The sequence below is a fragment of the Algoriella sp. genome, assembly GCF_036647415.1.
Classification (GTDB): Bacteria; Bacteroidota; Bacteroidia; order Flavobacteriales; family Weeksellaceae; genus Empedobacter.
In genome coordinates this window covers 68,992-90,577 of record NZ_JAVXKG010000010.1, presented here as the reverse complement: position 1 = coordinate 90,577, position 21,586 = coordinate 68,992, and the positions used below count along the sequence as shown (strand labels likewise).

Below are 21,586 nucleotides of genomic sequence, written 5' to 3'. Positions count from 1 at the left end.
TTTTTCTTATTTTAATCATATAAATCCGAAAGTCAATCGACTTTCGGATTTTTTTTTAACATATTATTTTAAATAAATATTTGTTTAAAATCGTATAAAGCTTTATTTTTAAGTTAATTAAATTTTATATCCGATGAAATTTGAGAAAATACATAATAAAGGTCAAGTACAAATTTTTCAAAATAAATACTTAGAGATGTTGACAAAAGGACATCCTGCTGTCATTTGGGGAATGTATATTCCATTGCTTTCATATTGTATTTATTATGGTATATCTCGGTATGATTTTTCTATAAAAATCATTTTTCTTATTTTTTTTGGAGCTATGTTTTTTTGGACATTGTTTGAGTATTTTGCTCATCGTTATTTATTTCATTGGACAACCGAACAACTAAATTTGAAACGTATTGTATACATATTTCACGGAAACCATCATCACTATCCACGAGATAAGCAACGTTTGTTTATGCCACCACTTCCAAGTATATTATTAGCATTAGTTATTTTTTGTATTCAATATATTATTATAGGAAAATATACTTTTATCTTTTTTCCTGGTTTTATGATTGGTTATTTATTATATGCGTCTATGCATTATTTAATTCACGCTGTAGCGCCACCTTTTAAGTTTATGAAACCACTTTGGCGAAATCATCATTTGCATCATTACAAAGATGAAGAGTTAGGTTTTGGCGTTTCAAATACATTTTGGGATCGTATTTTTGGAACAATGTTCGATCTTGAAAACGAAAAAGAAGACAAAGAGAAAGTAAAAGATTTAATGTTCGAGAAAAAGAAATAATCAGGATAATTAAATATTTATTTGATACGAATACAATATGTTACTTTTTTGTATCTTAATCCTCAATAATAATCACATACAAAAATGAAAAAAATAACACTCCTTTTAATTAGTTTTTTTGCTTTCAATCAAATTAACGCGCAATATTCTAAAGAATTTCAGAAACAATATGTCGAAGAATTATCTTCTGACGCAATGAAAGGACGCAAATTCGGAACACCAGAAAATCGTTTGGCAGCCGAATTAATTGCTCAAAAATTCAAACTAAATAATCTAAAACCATGTGTTGGAGATTCTTATTTGATAGAATTTGAACACAAAGGTCAAAAAGGACAAAATGTTTGTGGTATAAAAGAAGGAAAATCAACAGATATATATGCTTTCGGTGCTCATTTTGACCATATTGGAATGAATGATAGTGATGCTGATAAAATTTTTAACGGAGCAGATGATAACGCAAGTGGAACGTCTGCTGTAATGGCTTTGTCTGATTTTTATAAAAATAAAAAAGTGGATCAAACCTTGATGTTTATGGCTTTTGATGCAGAAGAAATAGGATTGATTGGGTCTAAAAAATTGGTAGAAAATACAGATTTTCAAAAATATTTACCTCAAATGAAATTGATGTTGAATCTGGAAATGTTAGGTACTATTTCTGCTTTCGGAGAAGGAAAAGTTTATATGACAGGAAGCGATCGCTCTGATTTGATGGATTTGATGAACAAAAATTCATCAAATAAATTTCAAGTTATGGCAGATCCATATTTAGATCAACAATTATTTTTTCGTTCAGATAATGTAAATTTTGTTAATCATAAAGTTGTTTCGCATGCTTTATCGACTGTAAATATGGAAAATCAAAAACATTATCATCAAAAAAGTGATGAGATGGATGTGATTAACATTGATAATTTAGCCGAAATAACACAAGGAATTGGAAATTCGGTATTGAAAATGATGAAGAAAAAAGAAGCTCCAAAATATTCAAAATAAATACAAAATCCGCTCAATTATTAAGCGGATTTTTTAATACCTTCTATATTCATAAATTTATGATATGGAAGGGTATTTGGATATTATAATTCGCTGTGTTTCGGTTTATTTTTTTATGTTAATTGCATTGCGAATTTTTGGAAAACAAGAATTGTCGCAACTAAATACAGCAGATGTTATTTTAATATTATTGATTAGTAATTCGGTTCAAAACGCAATGGTTGGTACGGATTCTAGTTTAGTAGGAGGTTTGATTGCTGCATTTATTCTTTTTTTAATCAATTACATTATAAAAAAATGGTTGATGAAAAGTACTTTTTTTGGAAGCTTAATAGAGCAAAAACCTGAAATATTAATTCGTAATGGTAGATCAGATTTTAAAATGTTGAGTAAATTAGGTATTAATTCTGATGAACTTTCTGAAGCAATGCGCGAACATGGTGTAGAACATATAAAAGATGTGAAGTTGGCAATGATGGAGATTGATGGAAATATTTCTATTGTAACGACAGATCAAAACCAATTTAAAGAAACACATTATAAACGAAAACATAATCATAAAAATTTACAAGGAGAAAATTGATTTTATTATGACTATTTTTGGTCATAAATAATATAATAAATGACTAAGATTTTAAATATAATTAGTATCAGTATCATAGTTCTTTTAGTAGGACTTACGGTTTCTCAACATTTTTATCCTATTTCTGGATTTGAATTGGTTTATGAAAAGAAATTTTATTTGGCAATTATTTACATTGCAATACGATTAACATCAAATTATCTTCTGAAAAAATCTGCCTCTGCGAATAAATAGAAATATATGAATGTAATCTCAGGAATCATTAAACAATTTGACTATTATAAATTGTTAGGAGAAAAAACTTTTTCACAATTATCAGAAAAAGAATTGTTTTGGCAATACAACGAAAATTCGAATAGTATTGCAATTATCGTGAATCATATTTCTGGGAATATGCTTTCGCGTTGGACAGATTTTTTAACAACCGATGGCGAGAAAGATTGGCGAAATCGCGACGAAGAATTTGAAGATAATATTCACTCCAAAACAGAATTGATTGATAAATGGGAGCAAGGTTGGAAATGTTTGTTTGATGCTTTACAGCAAATAAAAACAGATGAAGATTTACAACAAATTATTTATATCAGAAATGAAGGACATACCGTTTTAGAAGCTATTAACCGTCAATTGGCGCATTATCCATATCATATAGGACAAATAGTTTTTATCGGAAAAATGTTGAAAAATGATGAATGGAATTCACTTTCAATTCCGAAAAATAAATCAGCTGATTACAATCAAACCAAATTTTCATCAGATAGAAAAACACAGCATTTTACAGATGAGTTTTTGAAGGAGGAAAAATAAATAATACTTTGACGCAACCTTTTTTGTGATTAGTTATCTTATTAGATAATTAAACTAATAAAAATAATACTATGAAAACAATTTTGAAGGTAGCATTTTCTACAATTTTTATTTTTGCATTGTTAAGTTGTCAAGATGATGATGATTCTAATAATATTGTTGATAAAGAATTGAATGGAGTATGGAATTTAGATAAAACTTATGGTTTTTACCCTAATTCGGCTTTTATACAACATAAGAAAGGAGAGGTTGTTTGGGAATTTAATACTTCTATCAAAAAACTAAAAGTTGTTAATAATTTAGCTGAAATAGTAGATGTTTCTTCAGGGAATTATATGTTTTATACTTCTAAAGAAAAATTAAATGAGAATATAGAATATAAGACGTTGTATATAGATAATAAAAAAGAAGGAGATTTTTATAAAATACAAGGAGATTCGTTAATAGTAGACTATGAAAGTAATTTGGATGGACATATTCTTGTATTCAAAAAATAACAGATGAGTTTTTGAAAGATTAAGATCAAAAATAAACACAAAAAAAGCTCCTTTCGGAGCTTTCTTGTTATGCTAAATTTTCTTGTTTTTGTAAAAGAAATTTGTAAATCAATCCACCTACAATTGCTCCAGCGATTGGTGCCGCCCAGAATAACCACAATTGAGATAATGGTTCTCCGCCTACAAAAATTGCTTGTGATGTAGAACGCGCAGGATTTACAGATGTATTGGTAATTGGAATAGAAATTAAATGTATTAACGTTAATGCTAATCCAATTGCGATTCCTGCAAATTTTCCGTTAGCGAATTTATCCGTCGCACCTAAAATAACAATTAAGAAGAAAGCTGTTAAGGTAAATTCAATTAATAAAGCAGATAACATGCTATAGCCATGCGGCGAAAATGCACCATATCCATTGGATGCAAATGCACCAGCTTTGGTATTATCTATTGCGAAATCTGCGTTTCCAGATGCAATTAAATATAAAAGTCCACCAGCTGCAATTGCTCCTAAAACTTGCGAAATAATATAAGGCAATAATTCTTTTCCGTCGAAACGACCACCAGCAAATAATCCGAAAGATACTGCTGGGTTAAAATGTCCACCAGAAATGTGACCAACGGCATACGCCATCGTAAGTACAGTAAGACCAAATGCCAAGGCAACGCCCATGTATCCAATTCCTAAATCAGGAATTCCGGCTGCGAAGATTGCACTACCACAACCTCCAAAGACCAACCAAAATGTGCCGAAAAATTCGGCTGCATATTTTTTCATAAATTTTCTATATAATAGATTAGTTGTGTGAATTTAATAAAATTTTAAGAAAAACAAAATCTTTTTTATATTATTAACTCATAAAAAAATCGCTCCGATTTCTCAGAGCGATTTGTATGTAAAAAAATGATTTATTTTTTAATAATTAATCCATATATGCTTCGATAGGAGCACATGTACAGATTAAGTTACGATCTCCGTAAGCATCATCAATACGAGAAACTGAAGCAAAGAACTTACGCTCACGAACCCATTCTAATGGATAAGCTGCTTTAGAACGTGTGTAAGGATATTCCCATTCATCACCTGTAATTAAGTGAATTGGGTGAGGAGCATTGTGTAAAACGTTATTATCTAATGGATAATCTCCGTTTGCAACTTCGTCAATTTCTTGGCGAATAGCAATTAATGCATCACAAAAACGATCTAATTCTGCTTTGTTTTCAGATTCTGTTGGTTCTACCATCAAAGTTCCAGCAACTGGGAATGATACTGTAGGTGCATGGAAGCCGTAATCGATAAGACGTTTTGCAATATCAGTTACTTCGATACCTGCTTTTTTGAATGGTCGACAGTCTAAAATAAATTCGTGTGCAACTACATTGTTTCCATTTGTATATAAAATATCGAAATGTTTCTCTAATCGAGTTTTCATGTAATTGGCATTCAAAATTGCGCCTTGTGTCGCTTTCAATAAACCTTCTGCTCCTAACATTAAAATGTAAGAGTAAGAAATTGGTAAAATGAACGCAGAACCATAAGGTGCCGCAGCAAATGTATTTTTCGCTTCTTTTCCTCCCATTTCTATTAATGGAGAAGATCCTAAGAATGGAGCTAAATGTGCTTTAACACAAATTGGTCCTACACCAGGTCCTCCACCACCGTGAGGAATAGCGAATGTTTTGTGTAAGTTTAAGTGACAAACATCTGCACCAATATTTCCAGGAGAAGTTAAGCCAACTTGTGCATTCATATTTGCACCGTCCATGTAAACTTGTCCACCATATTCGTGTATCATTGTTGTTACCTCAACTATATTATTGTCGAAAGCACCATAAGTAGATGGATATGTAATCATCAAAGCAGCTAAATTGTCTTTGTGTAATTCACATTTCTCTTTAAGATCTACTAAATCTGTTTCTCCAGATTCTAAGTTTTTTACAACAACAACCTTCATTCCAGCCATTGCAGCAGAAGCAGGGTTTGTTCCGTGTGCAGATTGTGGAATTAAAGCAACATTACGATGTCCTTCTCCTTTTGATTCGAAGTAAGAACGAATTACCATTAATCCTGCATATTCTCCTTGTGCACCAGAGTTTGGTTGTAAAGAAGTTGCATCAAAACCTGTGATTACAGATAAATAATCTTCTAAGTTTTTGATTAAAGTTTGGTAACCTACAACTTGATTTTTTGGTGTAAATGGGTGTACATTACCCATTCTTTCCCAAGACATGTGCAATAATTCTGTTGCAGCATTCAATTTCATTGTACAAGAACCTAATGCAATCATCGATTGGTTTAGTGCTAAATCTTTACGCTCTAAACGTTTGATGTAACGCATTAATTCTGTTTCTGTATGATATAAATTGAAGTTTTCGTGTGTTAAGAAATCAGAAGTTCTGATTAAATCTTTTGGTAAATAAGAATCATCAACTTCAAATTCGAAACTATCTTCTGTATTTTTGATTGTTGCAAAAACACTTAATAATTCAAAAATATCTTCTTCAGAAGTCATTTCATCAATCGTGATAGAAATTTTTCCTTTCTCGAAACCATTTACATTGATTTCTTCTTCAGCAAAAATCTTTACGATTTCGTCTGAATTCTCAACCTCAATTTGAACTGTATCGAAGAAAGAAGTATTTGTTAATTTGAATCCTAAATGCTCTAATCCACCTTGTAAAACCGCAGCTTTAGTATGAATTTGATCTGCAATATATTGTAAACCATCTTTTCCGTGATAAACTGCGTAGAAAGAAGCCATAACAGCTAATAAAACTTGAGCAGTACAGATGTTAGATGTTGCTTTTTCACGTTTGATATGTTGCTCACGAGTTTGTAAAGCCATACGCAAAGCGTAGTTTCCTAAACGATCTTGAGAAACACCAATAATACGTCCTGGAATTACACGCTTGTAATCTTCAGTACATCCGATAAATGCTGCATGAGGTCCTCCGTATCCCATAGGAACACCAAAACGTTGTGATGTACCAATTGCGATATCAGCTCCCCATTCTCCTGGAGGTGTTAATAAAGTTAAAGCTAATAAGTCTGTTGCTACAGCTACTTTAGCTCCAACAGCATTTGCTTTTTCTACAAAAGTTCTATAGTTATTTACTTGTCCTCCTTTGCTTATGTATTGTACAATAGCTCCAAAGAATTCTTCTGTTATTTCTGTTGTTTCAAAATTACCAATAACCAATTCAATTCCCAAACCATGTGCTTTGGTTTCTAAAACCGCGACAGATTGTGGAAATAAATTATCAGCAACAAAAAATTTGTTTACATTGTTTTTTTTCTGGTCTCTTGTACGAGATTCCAATAACATGTGCATAGCCTCACCACAAGCTGTTCCTTCATCTAATAAAGAAGCATTTGCGATAGGTAAACCTGTTAAATCAGCAATAACTGTTTGGAAATTTAACAAAGCTTCTAAACGACCTTGTGCAATTTCCGCTTGGTAAGGCGTGTAAGCTGTATACCAACCAGCGTTTTCTAAAACATTACGTTGAATAGGAGCCGGCAAAATTGTTCCGTAGTATCCATATCCTAAATAATTTTTAACTTTTAGATTTTGAGCAGCTAATTCAGCTAAATGATTAGTTGTTTCAAATTCAGATAAAGCCTCAGGTAAATCTAAAGCCTCCGATAATCTAATATTTTGAGGTAATGTAGCCTCTACTAAAGAATCAATAGAATCTTTTCCAATAACAGCAAGCATCTCTGCTGACTGTTGAGCATTGTTTCCAATATGTCTAATTGAAAAATCGTTTGTGTTCATTGTGTTTGCGCTATGTTTATTTGCTTGTAAAAATAAGTTATTTTATCCTAATATAAAATAGCTTATTAATTATTAGAAGATAAAATGATGTAGATCAATTAATAAATAGCTATTGAAATTTTATTGAAAAAAATAAAAAAAAGAGTTATAATTTTTTTTAAATTGGCAACATAATTGAGTTTAATAAATAAATGACTCAATTTATTAATATAAAGATGCAAATAGACAATCTTATGGAATTAAGTGACAACTCATCTGAAGTTAAAAAAGATAAAAAATTTCCATTTCTGAAAAAATTGGAATTAATGATGGAAGATGCTAAATTAGAGGATGCTAAGAAATCTAAAATGAAGCGAGTTCATAAAAAAGGAAACTCTCAGATTGCTAAAAAAATGGGTGAAGAAGCAGTAGAAATGGTGATTGCTTCGGAACAAGACAACGACGAAAATTTTTTAGAAGAATCTGCTGATGTATTTTTTTATTATATGATGGCTTTACATGCACGCGGTTTTGAATTGAAAGATGTTTTAGAAATATTGAAAAAGCGTCACAAAAAATAATAAACACATAACACTAATATGCAAAAAGGCGGTACTTCTATAAAATTGATAGTTGCTGCGGCAATTGTAATTTTTTCGTCGGTAAAATATTTTGCTTCATCTGAAGTAAATGAGATTACAGGCGAAAAACAATATATTTCGTTAACAAAAGATGACGAAATAGCAATGGGAGTAAATTCTGCTCCACAAATGGCGCAAGAATTTGGTGGTTTGTCGCAAAATTCGCAATATCAACAACTCGTAAAACAAGTTGGTGCTAAAATCGTAGACAATAGCGATGCAAAGAAAACAAATTACCCATTTCAGTTTTATGTTTTGGCAGATAATCGTACCGTAAATGCTTTTGCATTACCAGGTGGACCAATTTTTATTACCGAAGCTTTATTGACTCGTTTGCAAAATGAAGACCAATTGGCAGGTGTACTTGGGCATGAAGTTGGACACGTAATTGCACGTCACAGTGCCGAACAAATCTCGAAACAAGAATTATCTCAAGGAATTGCTGGCGCGGCTGGTGTTGCGGCTGGCGATGCAAATTCTGCATATTATGCACAAGTTGTAGCAAATATGGTGAACATGAAATATGGTCGTGATGATGAATTGGAGTCGGATAATTTGGGCGTAAGATTTATGATTCAGGCAGGATATAATCCAGAAGCGTTGATTGGCGTAATGGATATTTTGGAAGAAGCTTCGGGCGGAAGTCAAGTACCAGAATTTCAAAGTTCGCATCCATCACCTGCAAATCGTCGCGAAAAAATAAAAGCAGCAATAGAGCAATATAGAAATCTGTAGGAATGAAGTTGAAATAATGAATAAAAAAATACTTTTATTAGTTCTTTTATTAACAAATATTACGTTTTCTTATGCTCAAGATTATAATCAAATAAGTAAAGAAATTTGTAAATCATTTAAGAAGAAAAAGTCAGCCAAAAATTTATTTGATTTTAATAAATATCTAAATTCCGATGCAGAGAATTTTTTAATATCAGATATAAACTTTTTTCAGTTCAATTTACAAAAGAGTTTGATTAAAAATTGTACTGAACCATTTATTGAGAATTATTCTTTGGTTCCTTTTTCAAATGTTGTTGATTTAGAAAAAATCTTCAATAGAGAAGATTTAGTAGAACTTGAAAAACAATTAAAGGAAATTCAAAAGACTAATCGTTTTCAATTATTTATAATTTCTACAGATGATTATTTTCCAAATAAAAATATAATAGATTATTCATTTTCAATTTTAAATAACAATAGTTCGGATAGATTTGAAAAAGGAAATATGATAATTGTGTTTAACTTAAAATCAAGAGAAATTAGAATTTCGACGAATAAGATTGCACGAAATATAATTTCTGACGAGTTTTCTCAAAAGCTAATTGATGAATTAATTGTTCCGAATTTTAGTAAAGAAAAATATTTTGAAGGAATTAATCAAGCTGTTGTAAAAATTAACGAAAAAATAATAGAAGTAGATTGAATAATTTGAAATTTCATTTTTCATTCCTTGAAGTGTTATATCTAATTCAAGTGATTTGTTGTTTTATTTTTATTAAATACACAGATGGATTTGGTTATATGCAAGGAGATGAATTTCATTATACTTCTCAATTGAAAAGTTCTGGCGGGGAAGATTATGTCTCAATCTACAGTTTAGGGTTTGTAACAATACTATTTTTCTTAATCAGTATATTTTCAAAAATAAAATATAGAGTATTAGCTTTTTATTTGTTGTTTGCTTATTTCTCGTTGTTTTTAATTCAAATGGGAGAAATAGATGCTACAATTTTACATGGAAATTTTATACTCTTAATAATTAGCATTATTAATTTACTATTAACGTTCTATTTTTGGTTGATCCCTTTCAAGAAAATTAGAAATTATTTAAATCAAGAAGTATAATTCTTATTCCAAAAACTTCGCTTTCAATTCTGGTGTAGGCAACCAACAACTTTCGTTTTTACCAAACCAACGATAACGATTCTTCGCAATAAAACTATACACAACATCTCGAATAGGTTTCGGAACAATGATAAAAAATGAAGACCAAGAAATTATTCCGTCCAAATGTTTCATTATTTTAAGAGGAGCAGAAGATTTTGTATAAAATTTATCATTTTCAATATAAATCATAGAATTAAAGTTTTCTGCATCTAAATGATGTTCTTTCAGAAAATTTTGTCCAAATTCTGATTGTAATGAAGCAAAATGGAACTGATTTTTAGAATCATGTTCAATCACAAACTGCACCGATTGGTTGCATAAATTGCAAATTCCATCAAATAAAATAATTTTCCGCGCTTTCATAGAATAAATATACGCCAAAATTAGCCAAACTCTAAAGGTTATTTCTAAATTAGCCAAAATTAACAATCATAATGTTTAGCGAATATCTATTCAGAAAAGTTGATAATTCTCCATTAGTTATTTTCCGTATCATTTTCGGTTTATTGATTGTGGCAGAATGTTGGGGAGCCATTTATACAGGCTGGGTACAGAATAATTTTGTTGATCCAAAAATTTCATTTTCGTTCATCGGTTTCGAGTGGACAAATGTATTTCTTGGTGCAAAAATGATTTATTTTTACGTCGTCATGGGATTTTTAGGCTGGTTTATCGCCTTCGGATTTGCGTACAGATTTTCTACAATAATTTTTGCATTACTGTGGTCGCTAACCTATTTTATGCAAAAAACAAGCTATAACAATCATTATTACTTGTTTATGCTCATTTCTTGGATGATGACAATAATCCCAGCACATCACTTTTTTTCTGTAGATAGTTTAATGTTTCCGAAAATAAAACGTTTAACTTGTCGCAATTGGGTACCAACATTATTTATCATTCAATTGTTAATTGTATATACATTTGCGGCGGTTCATAAAATTTATCCAGATTGGTTTAACGGCGTTTTTTTACAAATGAAATTCGAACAATATGGTGAATTGTTAATGTTTAAATACAATTTAGCAGGCTTAGGAAAAGTTGTGAGTAGTTTAGAGTTTGCACAAGTATTTGCTTGGTTAGGATTTCTTTTCGATTTACTTATTATACCTGCAATGCTATTCAAAAAGACACGTGGTTTAGCCATAAAGTGCGCTATCTTTTTTCATATTTTCAATTCGGCTATTTTCGGAATCGGAATATTTCCTTTTTTCGCATTAGCAATGATGATTTTCTTTTACGATCCTGTTAAAATTCAGGAAATGATTTTTCCTAAAAAATCATTTATGATGGACCGTTCAGACGAAGATAATCTCTTAACAACACGTCGTGTCATGTTTTCATATTTACTTTGTTTTTATGTGATTTGGCAAGTTTATTTACCTGTTCGTCATTTTTTTATTCCTGGAAATGTTTTTTGGACAGAAGAAGGTCATCGCCTTTCTTGGCGAATGATGTTGCGTAATAAGGCAGGAGAAATAGAAGTTTTTGTAGCTCAACCAGATCCGAAAAAGAAAGGTAAATTTCTGAAACGAGAAAAGGTAAAATTAGATGATTATTTAACGTATAAACAAATTTCTAAAATGGCGGTAAGTCCAGATATGATGTGGCAATTCGCACGTTTTGTAAAACATGATTATAACGAGAAAGGAATAAAAGATGTCAAAGTTTTTGTGGATGCAAAAGTTTCGGTAAATGGAAGTGATTATTACCAATTTACAAATCCAAATTATAATTTAGGCTTTACAACTTGGAGCTATTTTGGACACCAAAAATGGATTAAAAATCAACCAAAGGAATTACATCTTTCATATTTTGATTAATTTTTTGTAAATTTAAGTACAGATTAACTAAAAAATACAATTATGAAATATACATTATTAATTGCCGCATTTGCAACATTACTTTTTTCATGTGGAAAAGGAGATAATTCTGGTGTTTCTGCATATAAAGGATTAGACAAACAAAAACAAGAGCTAAAAGATTTGGATAGTATCGGAAAAGAAGCACGTCAAACACTTGATGATTTCAAGTTAGCGCTATCAATGAAAGATACTACGACAACAAATTTTATTGTAAAAGAAATGTATGATATTCCAAATTCTGATCGAAAAGAGCATATCTGGGTTCGTGATGTTTACAGTGAAAATGATACCTTGAAAGGAATTATAGACAATGTTCCACAGTATACAAAGTTGGTAAAACACAATGATACAGTAGCAATTGACGAAAGTAAGATTTCGGATTGGATGTATTATAAAGCAGACAAAATGATTGGAGGATTTACAATAAAATATATGCGAAGTAAGTTAGATGACAAACAACGCGCAGAATTTGACAAACAATATAAAGTAAAATTTGAAGATTAATTTCTTCCTCAAAAATAATAAAATCAAAAAGGCAATCTTTCGTTAGATTGCCTTTTAATTTTGAAATTATTTTTATGATTTCTTAATCAATCAAAGATAATTGTATTTTACGTTTTTCGGTATCTAAACCAATCACGGTTACCTCAATTTGTTGACTTAGATGAACTTTAGAATTAACATCCGAAATAAACTCATTTGATATTTTAGAAATATGAATCAAACCATTTTCTTTAATTCCAATATCTACAAAACACCCAAAATTTGTAATATTATTGATAATTCCAGGCACTTTCATACCAAGTTTTAAATCTTCAAATTTCTTTAAACTCGAATCAAAACTAAATACTTTTGCAGTAGAACGAGGATCTAAACCAGGTTTTTCTAACTCTTTTTTAATGTCTTCTAATGTTGGTAAACCAACTTTTTCGGAAACATATTTAGACAAATCAATTTGATTAATTAATTCTTTATTTTGAATTAAATCGACCAAATCAACTTTGAGATCTTTCGCCATTTTCTCCACAATTTTATACGATTCGGGATGAACAGCAGAATTATCTAACGGATTTTTAGCATTCGGGATTCGTAAAAAAGCAGAAGCTTGTTGAAATGCTTTTTCGCCCAAACGAGGAACTTTTAATAATTCTTTTCTCGAATTGAAAGCACCATTTTCCGAACGAAAAGTAACAATATTTTCAGCCATTTTCTCGCCAATTCCAGCAACATAATTTAGCAAATGTTTGCTCGCCGTATTCAGATTTACACCAACTTTGTTTACACAGAAAGAAACCACATCATCTAGCTCATTTTTCAATAAAATTTGATCTACATCATGTTGATATTGACCAACTCCGATTGATTTTGGTTCAATCTTTACCAACTCTGCTAATGGATCTTGTAAACGACGACCTATAGAAACTGCGCCACGAACGGTAATGTCTTTATCTGGAAATTCTTCGCGTGCAATTTTTGATGCCGAATAAATAGAAGCACCAGCTTCGTTGACAACAAAAACTTTTAATGGACGATCAAAAGGTATATTCTGAACAAGGTTTTCAGTCTCGCGCGAAGCAGTTCCATTTCCTATCGAAATAGCATCAATATTGTAAGCATTCACCAACGATTTTATCTTTTTGATGGCTTGCGTTTTTTCGTTTTGAGGTGCGTGTGGATAGATATTTTCATTGTGTAATAAATCACCTTGTTCGTCTAACGCAACAATTTTACAACCCGATTTATAACCAGGATCAATTGCTAAAATACGTTTTTCACCAAGCGGCGGAGCCAATAATAGTTGATTAAGATTTTTAGAAAAAACATCAATAGACGTTTCATCTGCTTTATGTTTTGCTTCTTTTAGAACTTCATTAGAAATTGAAGCCGCCAAAAGTCGTTTGTACGCATCTTTTATAGCTTCTTCTATAATCCATGAAACTTCTGGTTGAATAGATTTTATTAACGTATATTCTAAAAAACTAAAAACTTCTTTTTTATCAATAGAAATAGAGACTTTTAAGAAACCTTCATTTTCGCCACGTAAAACGGCTAACAAACGATGTGAGGCTATTTTTTTTAACGATTCTTGGTAATCAAAATAATTAGAAAATTTTTGAGCATTCTCATCTTCATTTTTACTTTTTACAACTTTACTTTCTAGTAAAGCTGATTTACGGTAAATCTCACGTAAACGATTTCTAACATATTCGTTTTCGTTTATCCACTCAGCAATTATATCTTGTGTACCTGCAAATACATCTTCTATTGTCGCAACTTCATCTGTAATATATTGATCTGCTAAACCATCTAAATCAGAAATATTATTCTGTTTCATAATAATTTTAGCCAAAGGCTCTAAACCTTTTTCTTTTGCAATGGTTGCTTTTGTTTTCTTTTTCTTTTTATAAGGAAGATACAAATCTTCAATCTGAACCAAATCAAAACTTTTCTGAATGCGTTGTTGTAATTCTGGATTTAATTGATTTTGTTCTTCTAAAGTTTTTAGAATAAATTCTTTTCGCGTTACAATTTCTATATATTGATTTTGTAATTTTTTGATTGTAGAAATTTGTACCTCATCAAGATTTCCAGTTAGTTCTTTTCTGTATCTCGCAATAAAGGGTATGGTATTGTCATCGTTTAAACAATTTATAGTGTTGTTAATCGATTTTTCAGAAATATCTTTTAGTTGTTGATGAATGTATCGTATCAAATCCATAGTAAAAATTTGGGACTGCAAATTACTATATTTTATGGGAATTCTATAAAAATGGTTTACTTTATATAGCTCTAAATAGATCAAAGAGATTCATTATGAATATTCTTATTTTTTAGTGAAAAATATGCATAGACTATTCATAATGAAAAAAAATAATAAAAATTTTCTAAAAAATTTTGGTAATTATTAAATAATTTCTAAATTTGATCCCAGGTAGTAGAGAGTAAGATTGATTTTTTTTAATGTTAAATTTATACTTACTAGTATAAGTTTTTTTAAAAATCAATTGGGTTTAAGCTGAGGAGCTTAAACCCGTTTTTTTTTATACCAATTTCTTATCTTTGAGTCAAAATTAAAAATGGCTCGTATCAAATTACAATTTACTTCAGAATTTTTATTTAGCACAACTATTCCTGTTCGTATTACAGATCTTAATTATGGAAATCATTTAGCTAATGATAAAGTTTTATCAATCATTCATGAAGCAAGAATGCAATTTTTTAATCATTTTGGATTCTCTGAAATGGATCTTGCTGGTGTAAGCTCTATTATGGCTGACGTGGCAATAGAATATAAAAATCAGGCTTTTTATGGTGACGAATTGATAATCGAAATTGGCGTACAAGATTTTGAACGTGTTAGTTTTGATATTTTTTATCGAATTTCTACTTCAGAAAAATTAATTGCACAAGCAAAAACAGGAATTGTCACCTTTGATTATCATAAAAATAAAGTAGTCGCTATACCAGATGAAGTACAAAAAAAGTTTAAACTAATGTAAACTCTGAAAATTTATTGCGCTAATCGCTTAACTCTTTGTAAATTTGCAAAGAATTATGAAGATTTTACCATATAAAAATTTATTTGTCGGAATTACTGACACTTTAAATCAGATTTTTTTCGAAAGAAAATATGCAGATAAAGAAGTAGAGCGAACATTAAAATCAAACAAGCTTTGGGGAGCACGTGATCGTGCTTTTATTGCAGAAACGGTTTATGACTTGGTTCGTTGGAAACGTTTGGTTGAAGGAGCAATGAGCCGCCCACTTTCTCCAGAAACAATTTGGGAATTTGTCGGAACTTGGTTTGCTTTAGATCCAGAACAAAAATTACCTGCTTGGGAAGAATTTCAAAAAGTTTATCCAAAAGAAATATTAAAAAGACACCACGAGTCGTCTAAAAATATTGCAGTAGCGGAATCTTATCCAGACTGGATGTTCGAGTTAGGACAAGCAGCTTTGGGAGATCGTTGGTTAGAAGAAGTACATGCGATGAATTCGCAAGCTCCTACAGTTTTACGTGTAAATACGTTAAAAACTGATCGTAAAACATTGCAAAAAGCATTAAAAGATAGAAGTATCAAAACAGATCTTTTATCTAAATATCAAGATGCATTAGAATTAGAAGAAAAAACAAACATTTTTAGAACAGATGAGTTCCAAAATGGTTGGTTCGAAGTTCAGGATGCAGGTTCGCAGTTAATCGCGCCTTATTTACGTGTTGCTCCAGGTATGCGTGTTGTAGATGCGTGTGCTGGTGCAGGAGGAAAGACGTTACATTTAGCATCTTTGATGGAAAATAAAGGACAAATCATCGCAATGGATTTGTACGAATGGAAATTGAAAGAGTTAAAACGTCGTGCAAAACGTAATAATGTTCAAAATGTTCAGACAAAAGTTATTGAAGCAAAAACGATAAAACGTATGGAAAATACGGCAGATCGTTTATTGATTGATGCACCTTGTTCTGGATTGGGAGTTTTGAGACGTAATCCTGATGCAAAATGGAAATTACAACCTCACTTTATTGATGAAATTATAACGCTTCAAGAAAAAATCTTGAGTGAATATTCTAAAGTAATCAAAGTTGGTGGTTTGATGGTTTATGCAACTTGTTCTATTTTACCACAAGAAAATGAGCAACAAGTAGAGAAATTTTTAGCGAATAACGCTAATTATAAATTACTTTCAGATAAAACTCATTATCCGTCAGAAACAAATTATGATGGATTCTACATGGCTTTGATCGAACGTATTTCTTAATAAAGAATTTTTTAAATTATATAAAACCTCGAAATTTTTTCGAGGTTTTTTTTTACACCCCTATAATCCCTTCAAGGGGATAAGATATAGATTTTATTGAATAAATTTTTATAACAAATTATTCCCCCTTTTGAAGGGGGGAAGGGGTATGTTTTTTTATTGAAATTTTTAGTAAATTTAAAATTTCGTCATACTGAACTCGTTTCAACATCTTATTAATATGACAAATTATTTCAAAAATGAGGTTAGATAAATTGTCATTCCGACGAATGGAGGAATCTATAGATTCTTCATTTCGCTGAAGCTACATTCAGAATGACAAAAAGAAATTCAATTGTCATTCTGAGCTTGTCGAAGAATATTACTTCACTCTAAACCTCACACGTCTGTTCTCAAAATTTTTCCAATCAAGACAATTTGTAGCAGGATTACATTCTTTGTGTTTCAAGTCAGAAAAACCTTTTCCAGTTGTAGAAAAACGATTTTTATTCAAACCTTTTTCAGTCAAATAATTCAAAACAGCAATTGCTCTTCGTTGCGATAAATCTAAGTTGTAAATTTCTGTCCCAATCGCATCTGTATGTCCTTCAATTACAAAATTAAGTGTAGGATTTCGTTTCATAATCGCGACAACTTCATTTAATTTTTGATAATCAATTGGTCGAATTTCTGCTTTGTCAAAATCAAATTCAACTGTTTCCATCAAATAATTCGAATAATTTTCGACATAATTTCCAATTTTTTGATTAATTAAATTCTCTTCTGGACATCCATTTCCAAACCGATTTCCTTTAATATACGGACATTCATCATTTAAATCCATCACGCCGTCATTGTCAGAATCATAATCATTATTGTAATTTTCTGAATTATTTTTCTGAATTAATAAATTATAAGGTGTAGAAAGATTAAAATCTGTCCCAATTTTCTCAATTTCTTTGCGATATCGCCCATCTTTTATGCACATTTCGCCACAACGTTGCTCGTCTTTTAGTAAAAAATCAATTTTTTGTTTTGCCCAATAAAATTTGATAGCTTCTGTAAAATCGCTTTTATTTGCTTGGTTAATTTCAAAATTTTGAACATAATTTCCATCAAATTTTGCACCAATAAGTTGTAATTTTTTTGGATAATTTCGATTACAATCCTTACTTACAAAATTGACAGAGCTTTGCGCTAAATAGGTATTGAAATTCTTCGGATAAGTTTCGTTCAAATTGATTTGTGACGATTGAACTTTAAGATGATAAATAGAACTTTTGAGCACATCGTTTTTGAATTGGTTGATTCTTTGTTGAAATTCTCTTGGTTCATTAATTGTAATTGGTAAAGTTCCTGTTGCCAAACTAATAAAATTCATCGCCTGATAATCCAATTCGCGCCCAATTCCTAAAGTTATAAATTGAGTGTTTTTAGAATAATTTCGAAGAGAATTATAAATAGATTCGTTCAAATTCATTTTTCCATCAGAAATAATTGCAATAATTTGTTTGTAATTTTTATCAACTGGATTTTTTTGAAATTGTTCAATTGCTTCATCTAATAATTTTTCTCCATTTCCGTTTTGCTGATTGATTTTATTTAGCGCAAATTCAATATTCTCTTTTGTAGGAAATTTAGTTTCTTTAAAAATCAATTCATTTTTTGTCGAATATATTAAGACATTAAATTTATCTGTTTCTTTAAGATTCGGTAAAACCTCGTTCATTACTTGTTTTATAATCTTAATTGGCTCATTCATCATCGAGCCAGAAGCGTCCAAAATAAACAAAAATTCTCGTGGAGAATTATAATTTTCAGCTTTATTAGACGGTTCTATTGTTCCGAAAATATAATCGCAACCATTTTCTGTAAAAGTTTCTATTCCGCTTTGAATTTCATTTTTTGAATAAGAATAGTTGATTTTAGGAAGTTTTTTATCTGAATTTTTTGACGTAAAATTCTTGTTATTTTCTTTTAAAAATTTTAAATCTGAATTAATTTTTGCTATTGGAAAATTACCAAAAATCTTAATTTCAGAATTAATTTCCGCAGGAAAACCATTTAGGCTTGTATTTTCACGATTAATTTGTGTATAAGATTCCGTTCTTTTAGTAATAAATTCAGGAAAATTAAGTTGATATTTTTTTTCATTTTCATCTACAATTTTAGCAACTTTCAGTTCCACTTTAATAGTAGCTTTTGCAGGAATTTTTCCTAAATCTAAACGTAAAAATTGATTGTTTTTCTGATTTTTAAAAATAGTTGAAGCATCAATATTTTTCAGTTCTTTTCGGATAGATGAAATAGATTTTGATTGAATTTCGAAAACTTTATCGTTGACAAAAGCCTTTAATTCGTACAAATTTTGATTTGTTTGATAGGGATAAATGAATTGCGCAGAAATTTCTTCGTTGGTATTATTTTTGTAAATAAGCTTAGTTGTAAGATTTCCTAATATATGATGAAAAGTGAATTTATTTTCGATAGAAATTGCTTCAATTTTCTCGAAATCTTCATCATTTTTTAATTCTAAATACGGAAAAATTTGCTGTGCAAAGCAAAAAGAATTTAGTATTAGTACAATTAAAATAAAATATGTAGGCTTAATTTTCACTTAAGTGGCGTATTGTAAAAATTTTAGTCTAAAATACTGAATGTATATTGAATTAAATAAAATTATTGTAATATATTTAATAATATGAGATTTAACACTTTAAATATAATGTTTAACCAAAAGTTAATCAGATTTATACCTTTATTTTACATAAAAGATGAATTTTAATTTCACAGAAGTTGAAAGATTAGAAAATATTTCTGCGAAAGATTTTCAGAAATACTACGTAAAACCTCAAAAACCTGTAGTTGTAGAACGAATTACAGAAGATTGGCCTGCCTACGAAAAATGGAATTTTGAGTATATAAAACAAGTTGCTGGCGATAAAATTGTTCCACTTTATAACAATGATCCAGTAGATTATACAAAGAAAGTTAATGAGCCTTTTGCAAAGATGAAAATGGCAGATTATGTTGATTTATTGCAAAAAGAACCAACGGATTTACGTATTTTTTTGTATAATTTGATGAGTCAAGTTCCCGAATTACAACAAGATTATAAAATGCCCGATTTAGGTTTAAATCTTTTCAAATCTATGCCAATGTTATTTTTTGGTGGCGAAGGTGCTAATGTTTTTATGCATTATGACATCGATTTAGCCAATATTTTACATTTTCATTTTGCAGGAGAAAAACGTTGTGTAATTGTTCCTCCACAAGATTCAAAATATATGTACAAGATTCCTTATTCGGTAATTTGTAGAGAAGATATTGATTTTGATAATCCTGACTTTGATAAATGGCCAGCTTTGAAAAATATAAACCCAATGGTTGCGGATCTTAAACATGGCGAAATGTTGTATATGCCCGAAGGTTGGTGGCATTACATGAAATATATAACGCCAGGATTCTCTGTAAGTTTGCGTTCTTTGGCGCATAAACCCAAAAATCTATCCGAAGCAGTTTACAATGTTTTTATAATGAGAACAATTGATAATATTATGCGAAAAATAAAAGGACAATATTGGATTGACAAAAAAAATAAACTTGCAATTATCAATACCAATAAGTTAATAGGATTATAAAAATTCAATATATTTATACAAAGAACATCAATTTTGATGTTCTTTTTTTGTTATGATATCATCAATAAAAATGATTAACACACATCAAGAGTGCTCCGAATTTATTTCGTAAATTTGTTGACTGAAATTTTTTAAAATGAAAAGAGTTGTCGTAGGACTTTCTGGAGGAGTAGATTCAAGTGTTACAGCCTATTTGCTAAAAGAACAAGGATATGATGTTATCGGTTTGTTTATGCGTAATTGGAACGATGCATCTGTTACTTTAGAAGACGAATGTCCATGGATAGAAGATAGCGCTGACGCTTTGTTGGTCGCAAAAAAATTGGAGATACCTTTTCAAGTAATTGATATGTCTGATTCGTACAAAGAACGTATTGTAGATTATATGTTTAATGAATACGAGCAAGGTAGAACACCAAATCCTGATGTATTATGTAACCGTGAAATAAAGTTTGATTTGTTCTTGAAAACAGCTTTAGATTTGGGTGCAGATTATGTTGCAACAGGACATTATGCGCGTAAAACATCTACAATTGATGAAAATGGAAAAGAAGTTTTTCAATTATTAAAAGGAACTGATAATAATAAAGATCAATCTTATTTCTTGTGTCAATTATCACAAGAACAATTAAGCAAAGCATTGTTTCCGATTGGAGATATAGAAAAACCTGACGTACGTAAAATTGCTTTAGAACAAGATTTGGTTACAGCAAATAAAAAGGATTCGCAAGGATTATGTTTTATTGGTAAAGTAAGTTTACCAGAGTTTTTACAGCAACAATTAAAGCCAAAAGAAGGAGTTATTGTAGAAATTACAAAAGATTGGAATGGATATAATCGTGAAGTTCCATCATTTAATAATAAATATGAAGCATTAGATTTCGAAGCGAAAGGTTTTGATTATACAAAAACCGACGGCGAAATTGTAGGTAAACATCAAGGTGCGCACTATTTTACACGTGGACAACGCAAAGGTTTGGGTGTTGGTGGAAAAGTAGAAGCATTGTTTGTTTTGGATACTGATGTTAACGAAAATATTATTTTTGCTGGACAAGGTGCAGATCATAAAGGATTATTGAAAAAAGCTTTATTTATTAAAGAAGAAGAAATTCATTGGGTTCGAGAAGATTTAGCGTTAAAAGAAGATGAAACAATGGAAGTTTTAGCTCGTATTCGTTATCGTCAATCTTTGCAAAAAGCAGTTTTACATAAAGCCAAAAATGGTATGTATGTCGAATTTGAAAACGAACAATCTGCCATTACAGAAGGTCAATTTTGTGCTTGGTACGCAAATGACGAACTGTTAGGTTCGGGTGTAATTAATTATTAAAGAAAAATCTTTATATAGCTCTCAAAACGCTCAAGTAATCTTGAG

At 30.3% G+C, this 21,586-nt stretch carries 20 protein-coding genes; 15 read left to right on the top strand and 5 right to left on the bottom strand.

The features are described from left to right. Positions 1 to 133: 133 nt before the first annotated feature. The 6 genes from RSC72_RS06390 to RSC72_RS06365 all read left to right on the top strand — a co-directional run bounded on the left by RSC72_RS06390 (position 134) and on the right by RSC72_RS06365 (position 3,682). The gene (locus RSC72_RS06390; protein ID WP_332546646.1) at positions 134 to 802 is read left to right on the top strand and encodes a sterol desaturase family protein; all 669 of its coding nucleotides are present in this window, start codon (positions 134 to 136) and stop codon (positions 800 to 802) included. Between the two features lie 84 nt (positions 803 to 886). Beyond that, a complete protein-coding gene (locus tag RSC72_RS06385) occupies positions 887 to 1,795 on the top strand; it encodes a M28 family metallopeptidase (protein WP_332546648.1) in 909 nt (302 codons plus the stop codon). A gap of 64 nt (positions 1,796 to 1,859) precedes the next feature. Then, positions 1,860 to 2,378: a DUF421 domain-containing protein gene (locus tag RSC72_RS06380; protein WP_332546650.1), complete on the top strand. Its 519-nt coding sequence runs from the start codon at positions 1,860 to 1,862 to the stop codon at positions 2,376 to 2,378. A gap of 39 nt (positions 2,379 to 2,417) precedes the next feature. Further along, positions 2,418 to 2,612: a hypothetical protein gene (locus RSC72_RS06375; protein WP_332546651.1), complete on the top strand. Its 195-nt coding sequence runs from the start codon at positions 2,418 to 2,420 to the stop codon at positions 2,610 to 2,612. A 6-nt stretch (positions 2,613 to 2,618) separates the two neighbouring features. Further along, positions 2,619 to 3,185, top strand: coding sequence for a DUF1572 family protein (locus RSC72_RS06370; protein ID WP_332546653.1), 567 nt, complete (start codon positions 2,619 to 2,621; stop codon positions 3,183 to 3,185). A 71-nt stretch (positions 3,186 to 3,256) separates the two neighbouring features. Beyond that, positions 3,257 to 3,682 (top strand): hypothetical protein, encoded by a 426-nt coding sequence (locus tag RSC72_RS06365; protein ID WP_332546655.1) that lies wholly within the window; start codon positions 3,257 to 3,259, stop codon positions 3,680 to 3,682. A 67-nt stretch (positions 3,683 to 3,749) separates the two neighbouring features. Here RSC72_RS06365 and aqpZ read toward each other — a convergent pair whose 3' ends face one another. Beyond that, positions 3,750 to 4,460, bottom strand: coding sequence for an aquaporin Z (aqpZ, locus tag RSC72_RS06360; RefSeq protein WP_332546657.1), 711 nt, complete (start codon positions 4,458 to 4,460; stop codon positions 3,750 to 3,752). Between the two features lie 145 nt (positions 4,461 to 4,605). Then, entirely contained in the window at positions 4,606 to 7,461 is a 2,856-nt protein-coding gene (gene gcvP / locus RSC72_RS06355) for an aminomethyl-transferring glycine dehydrogenase (RefSeq protein WP_332546659.1), read from the bottom strand. A gap of 215 nt (positions 7,462 to 7,676) precedes the next feature. On the opposite strand from gcvP, the gene hisE reads away from it, so the two are divergent. From hisE to RSC72_RS06340, 3 genes are read left to right on the top strand one after another with little or no spacing between them, the layout of a single operon-like run. Next, entirely contained in the window at positions 7,677 to 8,021 is a 345-nt protein-coding gene (gene hisE, locus RSC72_RS06350; protein WP_332578447.1) for a phosphoribosyl-ATP diphosphatase, read from the top strand. 18 nt (positions 8,022 to 8,039) lie between these two features. Further along, positions 8,040 to 8,816 (top strand): M48 family metalloprotease, encoded by a 777-nt coding sequence (locus RSC72_RS06345; protein WP_332543907.1) that lies wholly within the window; start codon positions 8,040 to 8,042, stop codon positions 8,814 to 8,816. Between the two features lie 16 nt (positions 8,817 to 8,832). Continuing rightward, positions 8,833 to 9,501 (top strand): TPM domain-containing protein, encoded by a 669-nt coding sequence (locus RSC72_RS06340; protein WP_332543906.1) that lies wholly within the window; start codon positions 8,833 to 8,835, stop codon positions 9,499 to 9,501. 425 nt (positions 9,502 to 9,926) lie between these two features. Here the strand turns inward: RSC72_RS06340 and RSC72_RS06335 are convergent, their stop codons facing one another. Next, entirely contained in the window at positions 9,927 to 10,328 is a 402-nt protein-coding gene (locus tag RSC72_RS06335) for a thiol-disulfide oxidoreductase DCC family protein (protein WP_332543905.1), read from the bottom strand. A 71-nt stretch (positions 10,329 to 10,399) separates the two neighbouring features. On the opposite strand from RSC72_RS06335, the gene RSC72_RS06330 reads away from it, so the two are divergent. After that, positions 10,400 to 11,788 carry an HTTM domain-containing protein gene (locus RSC72_RS06330; RefSeq protein WP_332543904.1) on the top strand — a complete coding sequence of 463 codons (1,389 nt, stop codon included), beginning with the start codon at positions 10,400 to 10,402 and terminating at the stop codon, positions 11,786 to 11,788. 42 nt (positions 11,789 to 11,830) lie between these two features. Then, positions 11,831 to 12,334 carry a DUF2314 domain-containing protein gene (locus RSC72_RS06325; RefSeq protein ID WP_332543903.1) on the top strand — a complete coding sequence of 168 codons (504 nt, stop codon included), beginning with the start codon at positions 11,831 to 11,833 and terminating at the stop codon, positions 12,332 to 12,334. Between the two features lie 82 nt (positions 12,335 to 12,416). On the opposite strand, the gene RSC72_RS06320 is transcribed toward RSC72_RS06325, so the two are convergent. Continuing rightward, the gene (locus RSC72_RS06320) at positions 12,417 to 14,549 is read right to left on the bottom strand and encodes a Tex family protein (protein ID WP_332543902.1); all 2,133 of its coding nucleotides are present in this window, start codon (positions 14,547 to 14,549) and stop codon (positions 12,417 to 12,419) included. Positions 14,550 to 14,907: 358 nt separating this feature from the next. Between RSC72_RS06320 and RSC72_RS06315 the strand changes: the two genes are divergently transcribed. Together RSC72_RS06315 and RSC72_RS06310 are read left to right on the top strand one after the other, a co-directional pair. Further along, on the top strand, positions 14,908 to 15,330 hold the full coding sequence (locus RSC72_RS06315) for an acyl-CoA thioesterase (protein WP_332543901.1): 423 nt from the start codon (positions 14,908 to 14,910) through the stop codon (positions 15,328 to 15,330). Positions 15,331 to 15,385: 55 nt separating this feature from the next. Then, positions 15,386 to 16,591: an RsmB/NOP family class I SAM-dependent RNA methyltransferase gene (locus RSC72_RS06310; RefSeq protein WP_332543900.1), complete on the top strand. Its 1,206-nt coding sequence runs from the start codon at positions 15,386 to 15,388 to the stop codon at positions 16,589 to 16,591. Positions 16,592 to 16,952: 361 nt separating this feature from the next. Here RSC72_RS06310 and RSC72_RS06305 read toward each other — a convergent pair whose 3' ends face one another. Beyond that, positions 16,953 to 19,187, bottom strand: coding sequence for an OmpA family protein (locus RSC72_RS06305; RefSeq protein ID WP_332543899.1), 2,235 nt, complete (start codon positions 19,185 to 19,187; stop codon positions 16,953 to 16,955). A 157-nt stretch (positions 19,188 to 19,344) separates the two neighbouring features. On the opposite strand from RSC72_RS06305, the gene RSC72_RS06300 reads away from it, so the two are divergent. Beyond that, positions 19,345 to 20,211, top strand: coding sequence for a cupin-like domain-containing protein (locus RSC72_RS06300; protein ID WP_332543898.1), 867 nt, complete (start codon positions 19,345 to 19,347; stop codon positions 20,209 to 20,211). Between the two features lie 136 nt (positions 20,212 to 20,347). After that, positions 20,348 to 21,541 (top strand): tRNA 2-thiouridine(34) synthase MnmA, encoded by a 1,194-nt coding sequence (mnmA, locus tag RSC72_RS06295; RefSeq protein ID WP_332566108.1) that lies wholly within the window; start codon positions 20,348 to 20,350, stop codon positions 21,539 to 21,541. The last annotated feature ends 45 nt before the right edge of the window (positions 21,542 to 21,586 follow it).